Here is a 14794-nt window from a genome sequence, read left to right as displayed (position 1 = left end):
AACCGGCAGTCCTTTCATAAAATCGCCACAGTCCGCTTAGTGCCAATTGCAGTCCTTCGAGAATATTCTTCAAAGCTGACATACGTATGAGTGCGCCGATGATCAATAGTGTCTGGCTTTCACCATCTTCAGCGCACATCCTTAACTGCGCACAAATAAGCAATTTCGCATCACAACGCATCAAGTGGACTGGAGACTTTCTTCGTCACCTCCAGAACATGCGTATAGAGCATCGTGGTTTGAAGATTACGGTGACCGAGCAATAGTTGAATCGTCCGAATATCGGTGCCGGCTGCGAGCAACTGTGTTGCAAACGAATGACGTAGGGTATGAACCGTGGCGTGCTTCATGATGCCTGCCCGTGTCACGGCTTGCCGGAACGCTTTTTGGATAGTTGAAGTCGATACATGCCAACGGGCCATTCGCCCGCTTTGACCCCATGGGCGACACACGGTTGAAGGGAATACGAATTGCCAGGCAAGTGATTCAGACGCTTTCGGATACTTTCGTTCGAGCGCACCCGGCAAGGGCGCCAATCCTGCACCTCGGTTCCGGTCATCGGTATGCAATTGTGCAATTCGTATCAGGTGAGCCTGCAAGTCAGCCTTCAAACTGCCAGGAAGAACTGTGGTGCGATCTTTTGCGCCCTTGCCGTTGCGAACCGAGACGATGGACGAAGCAAAATCTATATCTTTGATGCGCAAGGTGCAGCATTCCTCAACACGCAACCCTGATCCAAACAGTAAGCGTGCCATCAATGCAGTCGAGCCAGACATCTGCGCCAAAACTGCTGAAACCTCACCAGGGGACATTACCACCGGTATGCGCTGGTGCTGCTGAATACGATTGAAGCCGGGCATTTTATCGAGGGGCGTTTCCAGCACATCCCTATATAGAAATACGAGTGCGTTGAGTGCTTGTGTTTGTGTAAACGCGGATACCTCCCTTTGTACAGCTAAGTGGTTTAAAAACCGTGCAACTTCGCCCTCCCGAAGTTCCCGTGGATGACGTTTATCAAAATGGAAGATGAACTGGCGTATCCAGAAGCGGTAAGCTTCTTCAGTTCTTTTACTAAGATGTCTGCGACGGCACACCTCATGAATCTGATCCATTAATCGTGGTGGGGTATTGGTATGAAGGGGGTGATTAAACTGTTGCTGACCCCATAACTGTAACTCCTTAGTTGGTGGTTAAAATTTGTAATGTTAAACAAAACCACCCTTCCTGTACTATTATGTATATGAGGAACAATAAAAACGGGGGACTTCAATGAATCAATTGCTTACCGAAAATATGCATTCCACACTATTTTTAATAGTACAGACCGGTGGGTCTGTCTAATAACTGTTAGCTGTCTTACAACAATCGGAGATAACCCTTGTCATCCTTAGTCCCACATCCACATGAACCTCTGCTTCCAGCGCTGCCCGCTACAATTTTACCGTCGCTAGCCGCGCTCACGACAGCACTTGGAATTCCACGTACCGTTCTCGCAAGTGACGAAGAAATTCAGTACGCTTGGCGCGATTTGCCACGTGAGCTTAGGGATATTCCAGTTGCCCTCAGAGGTGAGCTAATAGCCAGAATGTGTGTCGCGGTAAGCACAGGGCTCTTTGATGGCGCGATGAACTACATCTGGAATGCTGCAATCCTTCAACTCCGTACAAAGGTAAGAAACTTTGGCCTGCCAATCGTTGCCCAAATTATTCAAACGGACTTTGAAGAAAAGCATTTGCTAGAACCTCAAGACAGCCGCTTGTTGGAGCTATGCCTCAAGCTGAATCTCGTCAATGAAGATGGTTTTTTCTTTCTCGATCAATGTCGCGATGTTCGAAACAACTTTTCGGCTGCACACCCTTCCCTTGGAACGGTAAATGATCGCGAATTCACTACTTTTCTCAATCGTTGCACCCGATATGCGCTCGCTGATGCGTCATCTCCGAAGGGCGTTGACATTGGTGCATTCATTTCTGCGGTCAAGGGCGCACGCTTCAACGCAAATCAGTGCGGGGTGTGGGTTCAAAGACTTGGTGAAACTCATGACGCACAGCGTCAGATGCTCGTGGGAATGATTCACGGTCTCTATTGCGATCCGAATACGTCAGAGCCTTCGCGACTTAATGCGTTTGAATTATGTAATTCTTTAAAGGCCGGATTTACTGCCGCATTGCGTTCTGACCTCATCAACAAACACAGCGAGTACGCGGCGAAAGGTGACGAACAGCGACATACTGCGTCACTACAGTTTTTTGAGAAATTAGGGCTTCTCACATTACTGAATGAGTCTGAGCAACATGCGGTTTTCTATCGTGCGATCGAGCGTCTATGGAATGTTCACAACGGGACGAACAATTTCTACAACGAACCTCCATTTGCTGAGCGTTTACTCGAACTCTCACAACAAGGCGCAGTTCCAGAAACAGTGCAAGAGACATTTGTTCAGGTAGTCGTCTGTTGCAATGTGGGCAACAGATATGGCGTTTCGTGGGCCGCAGCTACGAGCTACGATCAAATTATTAAGTCGTTCTCACCCCGCGAAATAGCTACTATGATTCGCCTAGCATCTTCACCAAGTACGTCATTAGGCCATCGTCTTAGTAGCTATCCATCTTGCCGCCAGCGATTTAAACAAAACCTTGCGCTGATTGATCCGGCGAGTGTTCCAAGTGGCGTGAAGGCTGACTACGATAAATTTCTCAAATGAGCACCACGACAGCTAACCGAACGTTCGAGCTGGACTGCCGCGAAGCAGCCCGCGTCAGCCCCTCAACTTTACGTTTATGCGCTGTAGGAGTCCAGGATGAAGAAAATTGTATTTTTTGTGATCGGATTCATGCTGATAGCATCATCAACAGCCGAAGAAAGCACTCCTGTGAGTACATATAATTGCATTCCAGATTATTCGACTGGTTATACAATTGGTGGCAATGGAAAATGGGGGCCTACACAGTTTGATGTCAAGAACCAGAAATATATTTTGAAACGCAAAGACAGCGAATGGGTATGGTTAGAGTTTGGCGAAGACGAAGCTGAAAAACTACCCGATTTCTTTGGGCCGAAAAAATGTGGACTGTTTAATGAATTGGGATTTCTTCACTGTACTAATTATGGGGAGCTAATTAGATTCAATAAACATTCGCTTCGGTTCCAGCTCGTATATCCTGTTGGCTATGTGGTAACTGGTAGCGTTGTAACATCAGGAGAGAAACGGCATGACACTCCACACATAAAAATAGGAACATGTTCACTTCTTTAGAAGTATTGTTTGTAGAGGGCGCATAACCAGGCGCTCCAACCGTCCGGCTTCACCGCCGGCTGAGCTTGGGCGTTAGGTTTTCCTATATATGAAACATCGTAGTTACAAAAATGAATGGTTTCTTTTAGCTGGGGCTCTTTTACTCACAATTGTGTCATTTATATTGGATATCTACTTCTGTGATTTAAATTGGTTTGCCCGCTCAGGTGCGCTAGTGGTTCTCTTTGCTGCGGTAGTTGAGTTTCGTATCTCTGGGCATATATACGATGATATTCAACGTTCGCAATTTCTTAACAAAACAATAGATATTAGTGTTCCATTGCCGGCAAAACCAACTAAAGAAAGAAAGCGAATTTCTATAGTTGCGCATACCTTTTTAGTAATTGGCACAATCATATGGGGTTATGGTGATCTATTATGGCCACAAACCTAACAAGGCAATTAAAAATCGTGCAACAAAAAGCCAGTTGCACTGGACTCGCTTACGCTCGCCTTTTATTGCGGCGTTAGACGGTGTCTTAGACTACGAATGAGTATCGAGCCAGAACGAATCCTGTCTGTGGATCAACTGCCTGACGATCCAATGAAAATGCCTCCCCCATATTGGCGGGGTAGCGGTGCAATATTTCATCTTTCGGATGCATTGCAGGAACTCGAACGCTTAATGCACCAATTGATTCCCGTCCATGCGGACACCGAGTCCCGCCTTGAAAAGCATTTTGAAAAATACCCAGAGCAAGACGACGACGATGAGGAAGCTCAGGAGGAGTTTGCCGACATTGCCGATGGTCTATGGGCTCTGGAGCATAAGATAAAGTTAAAGGCGGAGCTGGCGTGTCTCATGAGCGCCATCCAGTCTGAAGACGATCTAAACCGGTTCTGTGTCTTCAACCTTCACAAAGACATTGCTGAGCCGATCGAAAAGCTGTCTCCCGCTGAAAAGCTGCTTGTGGCTTCTGCTGCAAGCGGGAGTATTGGAGTCAAAGGTAAAGCTGTCTTTGAGGCTGTCAGAAAGCTAGTCGCATGGAGAAATACGTTTGCACATGGACATTGCGTAGATCGGCCGACAAAGTCACTCCGGCACAATCATCTAATATCGCCGGACGAATATCCCGGCGTGCCGTCTGCATTGGACAACACCATTAACTTAGTTTCCGCATTTCTTCTAGTCAACGAACACCTGCGAGTTGCTAGCGCGAATCCATATACCGGAGGAGCATCGGTAGAGGTTCAAGAAATCAATCGTGCCATGACAGCGCTAAAACAATTCACAATTGCCGGCAACAGTCATGTCTATAGCATCAACCATGCAGACAACCCCGTCTAACCCGGCGCGCAACCGCGCTCCCTTCGGTCGCTGGACGCTGCGCGATAAAGCCGCGCAGCGCCGGTTAGCTCTACGTTGAAGGTCTGCTTTCCGGAAAGTCGGATGGCCGGTATGTGTCGATAGTACGCAGTCGCGTATCGAGAAAGCAGCCGTTCTGAATGATTCCATCGCCTATGGCTGGTAACCATTCCATACCGGTCGTTCCCAGGTCTAACTGTCACCGACAGTAAAGGCCGATTATGTAGACCGCTCGATTATGTGGACTGTTCGATGCTGCATGGCATGGAAGCCTTGTGCAATTTGGGTTTTCGGCGATTGATGTAACGACACGCTCGACATAATTTCAATGATCATCTGAAGTGGTGGCCCCACTTCAGGAGGTCATTATGAAACCCATCTCATCGCACCAGGCTACGCCAAAGGCTCGGTCATCTGCATCATTCCCGGCACACATTGCTGACGAACTACACCGTTACGATGAACATCTGCGCGACGTAAGAGGTTTGGCGGCCAGTACGCGCAAGGATCGCCTTTACGTCGCGGGCATGCTGCTGCGACAGAAGTTCAAGAGGCGCGCCGTCGACATATCGCGGCTGCGACCCGATGACATTCGCCAATTCCTTGCCAGCCAACTGGAGGCGCACAGGACGGCTTCCAACGCATCGCGTCTCGCAGCGGCGCTACGCAGCTACCTTCGCTATCGGGCGACCTGCGGCGATCCGGTAGGCAAGCTCACCGCCGTCATTCTGAATCCAGTCCACTGGAAGCTGGCATCATTGCCACGCGCGCTCAAGCCGGACGAGATCGAACGCCTGCTGAACTCATTCACCGACGATCTTCGTTGGCCAAAGCGCGGTTACGCCATCATTCGTTGCGCGTTGGATATGGGGCTCCGGTCGTGCGAGATCGCCAGCCTGAAGATCGGCGACATCGACTGGCTTGCCGGCATCGTAACGCTGCGGGGTACCAAGTCACTACGACAGGACGTACTGCCCTTGCCGATGGAAACCGGGCAAGCGCTGGTGGACTATCTCCAGAACGAGAGACCACGTACCGCCAGCCTTTCGGTCTTCGTTCCACGCCTCGGTGATCATGATCGACCGATGACTGCCGGTGCGGTTCGAGGTGTGATCCGATGGGCGTATCATCGCATCGGTCTGACGCATACACGTTCGCACGCGCTGCGCCATGCCTTCGCCTGTCGTTTGGTTGAGAACGGTAGTTCGCTCAAGGAAGTCGCCGACCTGCTCCGCCACCGCTCGCTCAATACCACTCTGATCTACGCCAAGCTCGACACGCCGAAGCTGGCGGCTGTTGCCCTGCCGTGGCCCGGGAGCACATCATGAGCGCGCGCATCGGATTGCAGCAGCGAATCAACGACTATCTTGCCGAACGGCACCGCCTCGGTTTCGAGCTGCGTTCGCGGGATACGCTGCTGGCCGGATTTGCCCGCTACGTTGTGGCCCGGCATCACCATGGCCCACTGACAGCCGATCTCATGATCGAGTGGGCGCGCCATGATAAATGGCACCATGAAACACCAGCAACTTGGGCTGTCCGGCTTGCCAGAGTTCGCCATTTCGCGCGTTACCTGAAACAGTTCGAACCGGAGACCGAAGTTCCCGACGAATCGGTCTTCGGGCCGGAGGCAGGCCGTGTCGCCCCACACATCTTCCATGATGATGAAATCGTCCAATTGCTCGCAGCTGCCCGCCAGATTGGAACTCCGGGCAGCATTCGACCTGCAACCTATGAAATCCTGTTTGGCTTGATGGCCTCGACCGGTCTGCGGGTTTCGGAAGCCATCCATCTGCTTGATACCGATGTCGATCTCAAGCTTGGAATACTCACCATCCGGCAAACCAAGTTCGCCAAGTCGCGGCAGTTACCGATTCACCCAACTGCTGTTGCTGCGTTGATGAAATACCGCCGGCAACGTGCGCGGCATGTTGCCACCATCGCTGAGATGCCCTTCCTGATCAGCAGCCGTGGCCGGCGACTGGGGGAGCCTCTCGGCGTTCGTCAGGCTCATCGCGTCTTCAACATGCTGCGCGACAGTCTGAACTGGGTAAATCGTGGCGGCCACGCAGCACCACGTCTCCATGACCTACGTCACACCTTTGCGGTTCGTCGCATGATGCTCTGGCATGCCGAGGGCACCGACATTGATCAGATGATGCTGGCGCTGTCGACCTATATGGGCCATGCCGAGATCTTCTACACCTATTGGTATCTGACCGCCGTCCCGGAACTGATGGCCTTGGCTGGTGGTAAGTTCGAGCGATACGCTGACCTGACAGGAGGCTGCGATGAGTAAGCGCACCAAGTTCCCGTCGTCTTTTGCTGCGCTTGTACAAACCTATTTCACCGAGTACCTGACCCAGCAGCGGGCGCTTAGCCCGCAGACCATTGCTGTCTATCGGGATGGCTTCGTCCTGTTCCTTGACTTTGCCGAGGCACGTTTGGGCAAGTCGCCAGAGACAATGGCGTTGGCCGACATCACACCGGAATTGATCATGGCCTTCCTCGATCATCTGGAACGCCAGCGGCACAATTCCGTGCGTAGCCGCAATGCGAGATTGGCGGCGCTGCGATCATTCCTGAAATTTGCGGGGCATCGAGACGTGGCATCACTTCAGGTGATAGAGCGTGCATTAGGGGTTCCTGTAAAGCGGTTCGAGCGTCCGATGTTCGGCTATCTGTCGCGCGAGGAGGTGCTCGCGGTAATTGGCACACCGAGCGAGTCATGGCTGAGCCAACGGGATCATGTGCTGTTTCTGCTGATGTACAACACTGGAGCGCGCGTGTCGGAAATCATCGGGGTCAAAGTTGGCGATGTGGTACTCGATGACAGTGCCGCCTGCGTCCATCTCCACGGCAAGGGCAGAAAGCAGCGGAGCGTGCCACTGTGGCATTCGACTGTGAAGGCAGTGCGGGCCTGGTTGCGTTTCAATCGCCAGTTCGTGGCAACATCGACCTTGCTGCCAAGCCGCGACGGAAACACAATGACGCGCTCGAATGTGAATAAGCGACTGATGCTGGCGGTACGAATGGCCTCGGAGCAGCATCCCCGTCTGCTTCAACAGCACGTCTCGCCACATACAATCCGCCACACTACGGCAATGCATCTGTTACAGGCGGGCGTCGACATCAGCGTCATCGCGCTCTGGCTCGGTCATGAGAGTCCGTCCACCACTCATCATTACGTTGAGGCCGATCTGACAATGAAGGAACGCGCCTTGGCCAGACTTCACGAGCCAGACGTCAAGCTTCAACGCTACCGTGCGCCTGACTCGCTAATCGACTTTCTGAAGACGCTTTGATTATGTGGAGAGCAAAAAACGCGTCGACCTCTGCCCATCAGCGGTTGGCGCGTATCCACAGGATCAAGTCCACATAATCGAGCAGTCTACATAATCGGCCTTATGTGGAGCGCTACATAAGGCCGAGAAGCATCCATTCCTTTGGGGATTAATGAGCATCTCAAATGCTCAAGGTAGCTAAAAGCGGCACTTGATAATGGCAACAACAGTACCGAATCCTGACTATTGATAACTTCGCTATTAAGGTGAACATAAGTGGAGCTTGCATCTACTCTGCTCCGTTTTTGGACCTGCTAAGAATTAAGTTACTTTTAACCCGGATGATCCATTAGGCAATTTAACCAGCCTCCCCCTTTGAAAAAGGGGGATTGAGGGGGGTTTTTGTGTCCCTGCAATGATCAAATCCCCCCTAGCCCCCCTTTTTCAAAGGGGGGAATGCGAAGTCATCGCACGAATCAGGTCTAATGGATTATCTGGGTTTAATAGAGTTTCAGAGTATTGCTGACATTGAGAGGCTTCATTAAATCTACTACAGAACAAATGACTAGGCGTATACCAGAAGCACTTTGTGAACCACAGAGCAAATTATATTTAACCGAGCAGTTAGTCTAGATCGCTAGCGCTGTGGCGTTCGGCCAATTGCGATTCTTCATCGCCCCAGGTGCGGTTGACCCGCCGACCTCGTTGCACAGCAGGACGCTTGCCGATTTCCCGGGTCCAGCGTTGCAAATTTTTGTATGACTCTACATTCAGGAATTCACCTGCATCATAGAGATTTCCTTCGGCCATAACACCGTACCAGGCAAAATTGGCCATATCGGCGATATTGTAGTCTTCGCCGCAAAGATAGCGGTTTGCGGCCAGGTTACGATCCAGTACATCTAGCTGACGCTTTACCTCCATAGCATAGCGGTTGATGGGGTACTCATACTTTTCCGGTGCGTAGGCGTAGAAGTGGCCAAATCCGCCCCCGAGAAAGGGCGCGCTGCCAATCTGCCAGAAGAGCCAGGACATGCATTTTGCTCTCGCAGCTGGTTCGGTGGGTAGGAAGGCATTAAATTTTTCTGCCAGATAGACGAGGATTGCACCCGATTCAAATATTCTGATAGGTTGGCTAACGCTGTTGTCTATTAGTGCAGGTATTTTGGAGTTCGGATTCAACTGGGTAAATCCACTGCCAAATTGATCGCCCTCAAATATGTCGATTAGCCAGGCATCGTACTCTGCATCTGTTTTACCCAAGGCCAGCAGCTCCTCAAGAAGGATGGTGACTTTTACGCCATTCGGTGTCCCTATTGAGTATAGTTGCAGCGGATGCTTGCCGACGGGTAGTTCTTTCTCATGGGTCGCCCCGGCCACCGGTCGGTTGATGTTAGCAAATTTTCCGCCGTTTTCGCTGTCCCAGGCCCACACCTGTGGGGGAATGTATGTGTCTGCTTCGTTCATTGGTCTAGGCCTTATCTTTGAGAGAATAATAAAGTTTTCATAATCATCAGCTCGGGTGGCCTCTCATCAGAAAAGATCAATCGGTGCGCGAATTGGCCCAATTCAGCCTGTTCGGTATGTATCGAGCAGGCCAGCCATATCTTCTGCAAGGGCTTCAATTTGATCGCTGGGCACATTGCGCTCGGCAAACGCCCGCAACCCAATGATCTGTGTTTGTAGCAAGCGCGCCAGTCGAGGACATTCAACATCAGTTCGCAATTCTCCATTTGTTTGGGCCTGCTTGAGCACTTCGCAAAATTTCTGTTCAATGGTTAAGAGCATTGCATCGACCTGGGACCTTAATGCGGCGTCTTCAGCATTAACCTCAAGTAAGGTCTTAATCAGCATACAAGCCTGCGCAGGCGCTTGCGCGTCGCTACTACAAGGCTGAGCGAATGAGCGCAGATAGCGCTGTAAGCCGTCTATAACGCTCGGTGATTCTTCTATTATCTGGTCAAAGTCATCACAAGTGCGGGTAGCGTAAGCCTCCAGCGCTTCGGCAAACAGGCCGCTTTTGCTACCGAAGGTGGCGTAGAGACTGCCGGGGCGCATATCCAGCGCCTTCTCAATATCCTTCATTGATGAGGCGTAATAGCCTCTTGACCAAAACAGCGCAACAGCGCTATTCAGAGCGACTTGTCGATTAAAACGGGCAGTGCGGGACATAAATGGCTCTCAGATAAAAGGTTGAGTGCAGCTAATTGGGCTAAATTTGAGTGATCGTTCAATTTTATCTTGACTACCTTCTTAATTGCAACTAAGATAATTTAATAATTGAACGATCACTCAAAAAAGGAGGAACCCAATGAATATTTTTACGCTGCACGACCAGAATAGCGCACCTGACGCAGCTAAGCCCCTGTTGGAGAAGTCACAGAAAGAATTTGGCATGATTCCAAACTTGCATGCGGTGATGGCAGAATCCCCCGGTCTGCTCGAAGGTTATCAAGTGTTGCATGGCCTGTTTGTTAACAGCAGCTTCAACGCTGATGAAAAAACCGTAGTTTGGCAAACAATCAACGTTGAGCATGCCTGCCTTTATTGCGTGCCTGCACATACTGGTATTGCCAAGTCGATGAAGGTCTCGGATGAAGTGAGCAACGCACTACGCGATGAGACACCGTTGCCCACCGCTAAGCTTGAGGCGTTACGCAACTTTACACTGGCCATGGTGCGCCAGCGTGGCGAGCTTGAGGCAAAGCAAATGCAATACTTCTATGCGGCCGGTTTTACCCAGCAAAACGTGTTGGAAGTCATCTTGGGTGTTAGCCAAAAAATCATGAGTAATTACACCAACTACATTGCTAAAACGCCTACCGACGAACCTTTCAAGCGATTTTATTGGGAGAAGAAATCATCACATTAGCAGTAGTTGTAATCACGGGTGGCAATTCCGGTAACGGTCTGGCCACTGCCTGCAGGTAGCTTTGGCTGGCAATTTCTTACGACTGTTAATGTCATATGGAAGAGCGGCACTATGAACAAGAAAATTAAGCTAGATATCGTATCCGATGTTGTGTGCCCATGGTGCATCGTTGGCTACAAACATCTGGAGGCCGCCATCAATGAATTGGGCCTGCAAGATAGGGTGGAAATTGAGTGGCAGTCGTTTGAACTGAACCCCGATATGCCTGAGCAAGGCGAGAATCTGCGGGCTCATGTGCAGCGCAAATACGGTGCCGAGCGCGACGAGAGTGACAAAGCCCGTGCAAATATCAGTGCTCTTGGTGCTAAGTATGGGTTTGAGTTTGATTACTTTGAAGAGATGAAGATGGTTAACACCCGTGATGCGCATTTGTTGCTGGATTTTGCTCATGAAAAAGGGATGCAGCATCAGCTAATGCTGCGCTTGTTTGCGTCCTTCTTCAGCGAGCATAAGGATGTATCAGTTCGCGCTGTCTTGCTGGCAGAGGCTCAGAGTGTTGGCTTGGATCCAGCTGTTGCCGCTTTAGCTTTGGATGATGCTGAGCGCCGCAACCGTGTATTGAACCAAGAATCTCAGTGGCAGCAACAGGGAATTTCAGGGGTGCCAACAGTGATCTTCAACCACAGCAGCGCTATGACTGGTGCGCACCCGCAGAGCGCCTATAAAGAGGTGCTGCAAAAGTTGGCCGGGTTGTAGTTATCTAATTCTGTCAGCTAATGCCGGGCAGACTGCTTAAATTTCGAGCGGAATATTGGTGTTATCTTGCTTCATTTTTGGAAGGATGTTCGCAAGCGTCTTGACGGAAACACGCTTTGCCCTGTCGAACCTGCTGATTGAGGTCACATGAGCTGCCGATTTTGTTTAACCTGATGATACACTGGAACAATTAGCGCGGTCTGATGTAATGCACAGAAGCGTGAAAGCCACTTGTCGAAAAGATGACAAGCGCCAAGATCTCTGTTGCTGGTTAATCCAGCAAATTCAATCTAATGAGGCGGCCATGACCACCCATCCAAACAAATTGCGGATACAGGAACTGTACGTATGATTCCGATCGTACGAAGCAAGTGGCTTGATCGACCCGTCGATCAGAATATTGATCATGTCCTTGGCCCCGAGGATGCCGAATTTACACTCGTAGAATACGGCGGTTACGACTGTCCAGGTTGCCGTGCTGCCAACGAAGTAATTGCTGGCTTGCGTGACGAATTTGGAGATCGCTTACGCTATGTTTTTCGACATCGGCCAATAACGGATAGCGATATCGCTCGTCGTGCCGCCGAGTTGGTAGAACATGCTCAAAATCCGGAACAGTTTTGGGCGATGCACGTCGAACTTATGACTCACTCCAGTCAGTTGATGGAAGAAGATTTGCGGGCCGTTAGTGCCAAATTGGAAGAACAGAACAATCATGAAATACCTGACTCGGCCGCCGAAGAAGCTCGCGCAAGGGTAGATGGCGACATCAAGAGTGCAGATGCCAGCGGCGTCCTTGTCACCCCCTCATTCTTCATTAACGGTCGTCGCTATGAAGGGCCTTGGGATCAGCATGCGCTAAGCGACGCAATGTTTCAAACTCCGGGCCACCGTGCACGACTTGCGACACTAGATTTTCTAAGTTGGGGGCCGTCTGCCGGATTGCTGTTGCTGCTTGCGACGCTGGTGGCCGTGGCACTAACGAACTCTCCACTTGCCCATGCTTTCAACGAGTTCTGGGAACAGCCTTTTGAGTTCACGCTCGGCAAGCTCTCATTTGGGATGTCAATCCATCACTGGATCAATGACGGTTTGCTCACGCTTTTCTTTCTGGTGGTCGGTCTGGAAATTAAACGTGAATTTACAGTGGGTCATCTCACCAATCGCCGCTCCGCCGCTTTGCCTATCGCCGCTGCGATTGGCGGTATGGCGGTGCCCGCACTTCTCTATATCTTACTCATTCCAGAGGGTCCATGGGCGAATGGTTGGGGCATTCCCATGGCAACCGATACCGCCTTCGCAATTGCGTTGATCGCGGTATTGGGATCACGCGTGCCAGTGGAGCTGCGTGTATTCCTGACCGCTGCCGCAGTGGTCGATGACATAGGTGCAATTTTAGTTATTGCCGTATTTTATTCTGCTGATTTACAAGTTGGGTACCTTATCGCTGCGGCCGCTACAACAGCCGTGCTCGCGTTGCTTAATCGAGCCCATGTTTACCGGCTTTCACCGTACGTTTGCGTTGGAATTGTACTGTGGTTTTTTGTTTACGAGGCTGGATTGCATGCCACTCTAGCTGGTGTCGTGTTAGCGATGTTTATTCCAACCAGACCACCGCCCAATCTCAAGGCATTGGTCGCGCAAGCGAACACTATTCTCGAAGAAGATATGCGATCCGGTGGTGATGTCTTGCGACATGGACCTTCGTTACCTGCGATATCTGCTATTGACGCTGTACATGATCGTCTTGAATCGCCAGCGGCCCGTTTGCTACGTCATGGTGGTACTCAATCAAGTTACGTGGTGCTCCCCCTTTTTGCGCTGGCTAATGCTGGCGTTGTCATGTCAATGGACGTATTCGGGACGCATTCGGGATTGGTATTGGCGATAATGGTGGGTTTAGTTATTGGTAAACCATTGGGGATGGCGACAGTCGCGTTATTGGCTGTTCGGTTGGGTCTGGCAACTAAACCAGATGCTTATTCGTGGCGCCATTTGGTCGGGGCCACCGCATTGGCGGGGATTGGTTTTACCATGTCCTTATTTGTTGCCGGGCAGGCATTTGAGTCCGCAGCGGATTTCGCAGCAGCTCAGATAGCGGTTTTCGCCGCTTCTGTGTTAGCCGCCTGTATTGGTACCGCACTGCTTTATAGCGGTTCGGGCAAATCTGTTGATAAACACCCCAACCTTCAGGCAGAAGTTAAAGGGTAGTCGGATACGCTAGACACAACGTGCGTACTTTCAAAAATCTCACAAATCAGAACGCCTGGAAGCACTATCTGGCAGGCTATAGTGTGTTTAACTCCATTTAAAATATGGTTTGGCTTATTCAAGGCTCCCTAATTGAAAGAAATTTGTTTTACTACCTGCGTCAGATTCTCAACGACATAGTCGGGGCGGGATGTGTGCGGATAGAGCACTGCTCCCGGCCGTTGGATGAAGGCCGTTTGCAAGCCAACGGCTTTAGCACCTGCAAGATCCCAGGCATGGGCGGCAATCATCATTACTTCTTCTGGGTCGAGCCCAAGCTTCTTAAGGGCCCATTGATAGGTGCGCGGATCGGGCTTGAATGCAGCCACGTCTTCAACACTGAATCGTTGTTCAAAAAGTTCGGTTAGACCAGCATAGTCGAACTGTGCTGCGACACCTTTATTAGAAGAATTTGTGAGGCAGACAATTCTGAACCCTTTGGCAGCGAGTGCTTGTAAACTGGGGACAACATCATCATGGGCAGGTAGTTTAGTAATTACTTCAACTATGCTCTGACTAGCAATTTCAGGTTCGAGCGCTATGCCATGGCTTTCCGCAACCATCATCAACGCCGCAGCACCAATCTGGCCAAAATCGTGATAGTTGTTCGTTAAGGTCTCCACTAGAGAGTAATGCAGCATGGTGGAGAACCACAGTGTCAGTAAATCTTCTCGCTCCTTTAAAGCCTTTCCGACTGACGTTCTTAAAGGTGCGAGGTCCAGTAGGGTTTCGTTGACATCAAAGATCATGGCTTTAAGTGTTGCCACAGCAATTTGCTCCTTTGAAAAATCGAGGTTGATAGCGTGATCCCGCACAATATAAACAGGGCTAATAAAAGTGGAGCAACAAGCCGCCCAACCGCTAGTTGACTATGATTATTCATAAACAAAGTCGATTTTTGCCGAACCATACCTAACGCGATGACGAACCTTTACCACTAATTCTGGTGGTAAAGATACGTGGCAATTCTCCCGAATAAAAATTAAGCGAAATTAAATATTTTGAAAATAATGCATTTCACACTTTAAGCC

At 50.4% G+C, this 14794-nt stretch carries 15 protein-coding genes; 10 read left to right on the top strand and 5 right to left on the bottom strand.

Annotation, left to right across the window (positions count from 1 at the left end; translation table 11 throughout):
• Positions 1 to 170: 170 nt before the first annotated feature.
• Positions 171 to 1112: an integron integrase gene (locus tag MJ770_RS01175; protein WP_239249598.1), complete on the bottom strand. Its 942-nt coding sequence runs from the start codon at positions 1110 to 1112 to the stop codon at positions 171 to 173.
• A 266-nt stretch (positions 1113 to 1378) separates the two neighbouring features.
• On the opposite strand from MJ770_RS01175, the gene MJ770_RS01170 reads away from it, so the two are divergent.
• The 4 genes from MJ770_RS01170 (at position 1379) to MJ770_RS01155 (ending at position 4583) form a co-directional block, all read left to right on the top strand.
• Entirely contained in the window at positions 1379 to 2704 is a 1326-nt protein-coding gene (locus MJ770_RS01170; RefSeq protein WP_239249596.1) for a hypothetical protein, read from the top strand.
• A 96-nt stretch (positions 2705 to 2800) separates the two neighbouring features.
• Positions 2801 to 3256, top strand: a complete 456-nt coding sequence (locus MJ770_RS01165) for a hypothetical protein (RefSeq protein WP_239249594.1) — start codon at positions 2801 to 2803, stop codon at positions 3254 to 3256.
• An 88-nt stretch (positions 3257 to 3344) separates the two neighbouring features.
• Positions 3345 to 3689: a hypothetical protein gene (locus MJ770_RS01160; RefSeq protein WP_239249593.1), complete on the top strand. Its 345-nt coding sequence runs from the start codon at positions 3345 to 3347 to the stop codon at positions 3687 to 3689.
• Positions 3690 to 3785: 96 nt separating this feature from the next.
• On the top strand, positions 3786 to 4583 hold the full coding sequence (locus MJ770_RS01155) for a hypothetical protein (RefSeq protein WP_239249591.1): 798 nt from the start codon (positions 3786 to 3788) through the stop codon (positions 4581 to 4583).
• 70 nt (positions 4584 to 4653) lie between these two features.
• Here MJ770_RS01155 and MJ770_RS15360 read toward each other — a convergent pair whose 3' ends face one another.
• The gene (locus MJ770_RS15360) at positions 4654 to 4776 is read right to left on the bottom strand and encodes a hypothetical protein (RefSeq protein ID WP_256448763.1); all 123 of its coding nucleotides are present in this window, start codon (positions 4774 to 4776) and stop codon (positions 4654 to 4656) included.
• 193 nt (positions 4777 to 4969) lie between these two features.
• Between MJ770_RS15360 and MJ770_RS01150 the strand changes: the two genes are divergently transcribed.
• The 3 genes from MJ770_RS01150 to MJ770_RS01140 are packed head-to-tail and all read left to right on the top strand — an operon-like array spanning position 4970 to position 7906.
• Complete coding sequence (locus MJ770_RS01150) at positions 4970 to 5929, top strand: tyrosine-type recombinase/integrase (protein WP_239249589.1); 960 nt, start codon at positions 4970 to 4972, stop codon at positions 5927 to 5929.
• The gene (locus tag MJ770_RS01145) at positions 5926 to 6900 is read left to right on the top strand and encodes a tyrosine-type recombinase/integrase (RefSeq protein ID WP_239249587.1); all 975 of its coding nucleotides are present in this window, start codon (positions 5926 to 5928) and stop codon (positions 6898 to 6900) included. Before MJ770_RS01150 ends, MJ770_RS01145 begins: the two co-directional genes overlap by 4 nt.
• Positions 6893 to 7906, top strand: a complete 1014-nt coding sequence (locus tag MJ770_RS01140) for a tyrosine-type recombinase/integrase (protein WP_239249585.1) — start codon at positions 6893 to 6895, stop codon at positions 7904 to 7906. Before MJ770_RS01145 ends, MJ770_RS01140 begins: the two co-directional genes overlap by 8 nt.
• A gap of 603 nt (positions 7907 to 8509) precedes the next feature.
• On the opposite strand, the gene yghU is transcribed toward MJ770_RS01140, so the two are convergent.
• Positions 8510 to 9352: a glutathione-dependent disulfide-bond oxidoreductase gene (gene yghU, locus MJ770_RS01135; protein ID WP_239249583.1), complete on the bottom strand. Its 843-nt coding sequence runs from the start codon at positions 9350 to 9352 to the stop codon at positions 8510 to 8512.
• A gap of 102 nt (positions 9353 to 9454) precedes the next feature.
• Complete coding sequence (locus tag MJ770_RS01130; RefSeq protein ID WP_239249581.1) at positions 9455 to 10057, bottom strand: TetR/AcrR family transcriptional regulator; 603 nt, start codon at positions 10055 to 10057, stop codon at positions 9455 to 9457.
• 139 nt (positions 10058 to 10196) lie between these two features.
• Between MJ770_RS01130 and MJ770_RS01125 the strand changes: the two genes are divergently transcribed.
• The 3 genes from MJ770_RS01125 (at position 10197) to nhaA (ending at position 13724) form a co-directional block, all read left to right on the top strand.
• On the top strand, positions 10197 to 10757 hold the full coding sequence (locus tag MJ770_RS01125) for a carboxymuconolactone decarboxylase family protein (protein WP_239249579.1): 561 nt from the start codon (positions 10197 to 10199) through the stop codon (positions 10755 to 10757).
• 111 nt (positions 10758 to 10868) lie between these two features.
• The gene (locus tag MJ770_RS01120) at positions 10869 to 11513 is read left to right on the top strand and encodes a DsbA family oxidoreductase (protein ID WP_239249577.1); all 645 of its coding nucleotides are present in this window, start codon (positions 10869 to 10871) and stop codon (positions 11511 to 11513) included.
• 348 nt (positions 11514 to 11861) lie between these two features.
• A complete protein-coding gene (gene nhaA / locus MJ770_RS01115; protein WP_239249575.1) occupies positions 11862 to 13724 on the top strand; it encodes a Na+/H+ antiporter NhaA in 1863 nt (620 codons plus the stop codon).
• A 128-nt stretch (positions 13725 to 13852) separates the two neighbouring features.
• On the opposite strand, the gene MJ770_RS01110 is transcribed toward nhaA, so the two are convergent.
• Complete coding sequence (locus MJ770_RS01110) at positions 13853 to 14530, bottom strand: haloacid dehalogenase type II (RefSeq protein WP_239249573.1); 678 nt, start codon at positions 14528 to 14530, stop codon at positions 13853 to 13855.
• Positions 14531 to 14794: the final 264 nt, after the last annotated feature.

Origin of the sequence: Candidatus Nitrotoga sp. M5 (assembly GCF_927904885.1) — a bacterium.
Classification (GTDB): Bacteria; Pseudomonadota; Gammaproteobacteria; order Burkholderiales; family Gallionellaceae; genus Nitrotoga.
The sequence above is the reverse complement of the archived record's forward strand: the minus strand, read 5'-3'. Positions and strand labels throughout refer to the sequence as shown.

Coding starts and splice junctions, on each gene's coding strand:
- MJ770_RS01175 (WP_239249598.1), bottom strand. CDS start 1,112: ATGGATCAGATTCATGAGGTGTGCCGTCGCAGACATCTTAGTAAAAGA.
- MJ770_RS01165 (WP_239249594.1), top strand. CDS start 2,801: ATGAAGAAAATTGTATTTTTTGTGATCGGATTCATGCTGATAGCATCA.
- MJ770_RS01160 (WP_239249593.1), top strand. CDS start 3,345: ATGAAACATCGTAGTTACAAAAATGAATGGTTTCTTTTAGCTGGGGCT.
- MJ770_RS01155 (WP_239249591.1), top strand. CDS start 3,786: ATGAGTATCGAGCCAGAACGAATCCTGTCTGTGGATCAACTGCCTGAC.
- MJ770_RS15360 (WP_256448763.1), bottom strand. CDS start 4,776: ATGGAATGGTTACCAGCCATAGGCGATGGAATCATTCAGAACGGCTGC.
- MJ770_RS01150 (WP_239249589.1), top strand. CDS start 4,970: ATGAAACCCATCTCATCGCACCAGGCTACGCCAAAGGCTCGGTCATCT.
- MJ770_RS01145 (WP_239249587.1), top strand. CDS start 5,926: ATGAGCGCGCGCATCGGATTGCAGCAGCGAATCAACGACTATCTTGCC.
- MJ770_RS01140 (WP_239249585.1), top strand. CDS start 6,893: ATGAGTAAGCGCACCAAGTTCCCGTCGTCTTTTGCTGCGCTTGTACAA.
- yghU (WP_239249583.1), bottom strand. CDS start 9,352: ATGAACGAAGCAGACACATACATTCCCCCACAGGTGTGGGCCTGGGAC.
- MJ770_RS01130 (WP_239249581.1), bottom strand. CDS start 10,057: ATGTCCCGCACTGCCCGTTTTAATCGACAAGTCGCTCTGAATAGCGCT.
- MJ770_RS01125 (WP_239249579.1), top strand. CDS start 10,197: ATGAATATTTTTACGCTGCACGACCAGAATAGCGCACCTGACGCAGCT.
- MJ770_RS01120 (WP_239249577.1), top strand. CDS start 10,869: ATGAACAAGAAAATTAAGCTAGATATCGTATCCGATGTTGTGTGCCCA.
- nhaA (WP_239249575.1), top strand. CDS start 11,862: ATGATTCCGATCGTACGAAGCAAGTGGCTTGATCGACCCGTCGATCAG.